The sequence below is a fragment of the Aporhodopirellula rubra genome, from assembly GCF_014192335.1.
GTDB lineage: Bacteria > Planctomycetota > Planctomycetia > Pirellulales > Pirellulaceae > Rhodopirellula > Rhodopirellula rubra.
This window is the reverse complement of sequence record NZ_JACHXU010000059.1, coordinates 1-2365: the sequence shown is the minus strand read 5'-3', so window position 1 is coordinate 2365 and position 2365 is coordinate 1. Positions and strand designations below refer to the sequence as shown.

Below are 2365 nucleotides of genomic sequence, written 5' to 3'. Positions count from 1 at the left end.
GAGCAAGTTTGCTTCCAAGAAGCGAACCGCCGGATGCGGATCCGCATGTCCGGTGGTGTGAGAGGGGTCCCGGGCAACCGGGCCCCTATCTCGATTCTGGTTCCCCGCAAAATCATTGCACAAACACGAAGTTTAGATCTGCGAACTCACCTGTGTCATCAGCGAGGTCCAACCATCTTAGCCCCCCCTCGCGCAACACGACATAGGCTTCGCTTGAATAAGTACGCTTGCCCCTCGGATAGCGGGTGTCGTACTGCGCTAAGTAAACCCCCGACTCTGCGACAATGGCAAAGCGTGCACAGACGAGCGTGGGAACGTAATTGAGTTCGTATTGTTTGGTCCAGCCGTGCCCCAGATCACATGTTCGGTAGAGAAAATCATCCGGGAACGTTGCTATTCGATCCAGAGTGCTTTGGGTCGGTTCAGGAAATGGACCAGCAATGAGGCTTTCAACCAGTTCACGAGTTATCGTCGTCCCATTTGCTGCCAGTTCGTAAATGTGTGCGCGAAGTTCAATGTCAAAGTGGGCGAAGAAGTCTCCGAAGAAGCGTGAAAACGAATGCGATTGTCGACGCCCTGATTGCGCGTACGCGAAATCGGATTGAAGCCATGCTCGTTGGGATTGTTCGATAAGTACCGCAAGCCGCGGCGTGAGCCGTTGATCTAATGCTGCATCCGTACGCGGATACGGGCGTGGATTCTTTGAATACGTTGAAAAGACAAACTCGCGATCAATCATGACGCCGCGATAAGTTAGTCTGTCGGGGAACGTCACGCGTCACCCGGTACGCGCGAAAGATTTTCAACTTCAAAACCAGCCGACTCGCGTACTCGGGTGCACGCGATTGTTCTGCGCTCTTGTGTCGCTACGATCCGCCACGGCGTTTCCGAACCAACACGCTCATTGGGTCGTCATCCGGTCGTGAATACTCGTTTACGAGCGTTCCCGACTCATCGAATTCTCGGCTCTGCATCATGATACCGTATTCGTTGTCGCGTTCGATATGGATGCGGCCGTTTTCATGCCATTCAATTGTGCGCCCGTGAACCGCACCGTTTACATAAGGCGTCACGCTTCGTTTCGCGCCAGTTCGGTAGTATTCCTCAGCGTCACCGTGTTGCTGTCCATTATGGAAGCGAAAACGACAGCGGAGCTTGCCGTCATCAAATTGCTCTTCAGCGACGCCGGAATAGAGCTTGCCGTCATACTCGTAAGAATGTGCCGCGTTGTAGTACAGGTCGTCGTATGCGACAGACTGTTCGGTTGGCATTTACTCATGTCGCAGAACGGTGGCCGTCAGCGGGCACGGCCAATGTGGTTTCCATTTGTAAACGCCCTATGCCGTGCTCCGTTGCACGGCATGGTTACCCCACGTCATCCGGCACTTGAACACGGAATCCATCGCGAGCAATCGATGGTACAGTGTAGCATCCACCAACACAAGCAATGAGCGCAGCAAGCGCCGATATCGCGCCTAGAACATACGCGGGCATGAGTTCTAGTCCGCACAATTCGTTGCGTGCGTACAAATCATACTGTGTGCCACCAAGTGCGGATGCACCTTGCTCAATCTTTATCTCGGCTGTGTAGTCGCCATTTGCAAACGGATGAAATCCGACCAGCATCGGGTCGTCGCCCCATAGTCGTACGCCCGTAGCATCGAACGGTTTGGCTAGTACCTCGGCACCGGTGAGATCGCGTATTGTCACCGTGCCCTGGAGTCCGGCAAAGTACTCGCCGATGTTCTCGTCGTTTGCATCGGGATCATCGAACGCAACGTAGATCGATTGGCCATGCGCCATGACGCACGTTTGCGTAAATGGCGCGGAATGCATTGATGGAGTCGCTAGATCGACGGTCATCTGCATTGGCGTGGCATCGATCCATTCGTAGAAGTCGGAGTGCCATTTCCATGCCGAAATGCCAAAGTAGACCGAAATGCCGATGGAGGCCAGCAAGAATACGCTGGCGATAATGCGTCCCTTTGCAATGGCGTTGGAAGTACGCACCAAATGAAATCTTTATTTGGGGTAAAGAATCCATGTAAGTCCGAGGTTTGAAGGGTGGGAGTCATTTGTCAACAATGACTGGCGACTCGGACCCGTGATCTGGGCAGCTCGGGGCTGCTTGTCACATTTACTCCACCCAACAAACACAAGGATTCAACTCAATGAAGATTCTCGCACTTGACCTCGGTAAATTCAACTCGGCTGCCTGCCTTTTTGATTCTCAAACCCGAAAGACTCAGTTCCTCACCACGCCGACCACACGCGACTGCTTCAATACGCTTTTCGAAAGCCAGCGTGCTGACCTGGTCGTCATGGAGGCGTGCGGCCCTTCGGGATGGATCAACGATGTGGCCCA

Annotated in this window: 3 protein-coding genes and 1 pseudogene; 1 reads left to right on the top strand and 3 read right to left on the bottom strand. The window is 53.6% G+C overall.

Annotation, left to right across the window (positions count from 1 at the left end; genetic code table 11):
* Positions 1–112: 112 nt before the first annotated feature.
* From FHS27_RS30550 to FHS27_RS30540, 3 genes are all read right to left on the bottom strand, one after another.
* A complete protein-coding gene (locus FHS27_RS30550) occupies positions 113–739 on the bottom strand; it encodes a hypothetical protein (RefSeq protein WP_184310231.1) in 627 nt (208 codons plus the stop codon).
* 127 nt (positions 740–866) lie between these two features.
* Positions 867–1271 (bottom strand): toxin-antitoxin system YwqK family antitoxin, encoded by a 405-nt coding sequence (locus FHS27_RS30545; RefSeq protein ID WP_184310229.1) that lies wholly within the window; start codon positions 1269–1271, stop codon positions 867–869.
* A gap of 94 nt (positions 1272–1365) precedes the next feature.
* Complete coding sequence (locus tag FHS27_RS30540; RefSeq protein WP_184310227.1) at positions 1366–2010, bottom strand: hypothetical protein; 645 nt, start codon at positions 2008–2010, stop codon at positions 1366–1368.
* Positions 2011–2171: 161 nt separating this feature from the next.
* Here FHS27_RS30540 and FHS27_RS30535 point away from each other — a divergent pair.
* A pseudogene (locus FHS27_RS30535) lies at positions 2172–2365 on the top strand (IS110 family transposase); the annotation flags it as partial.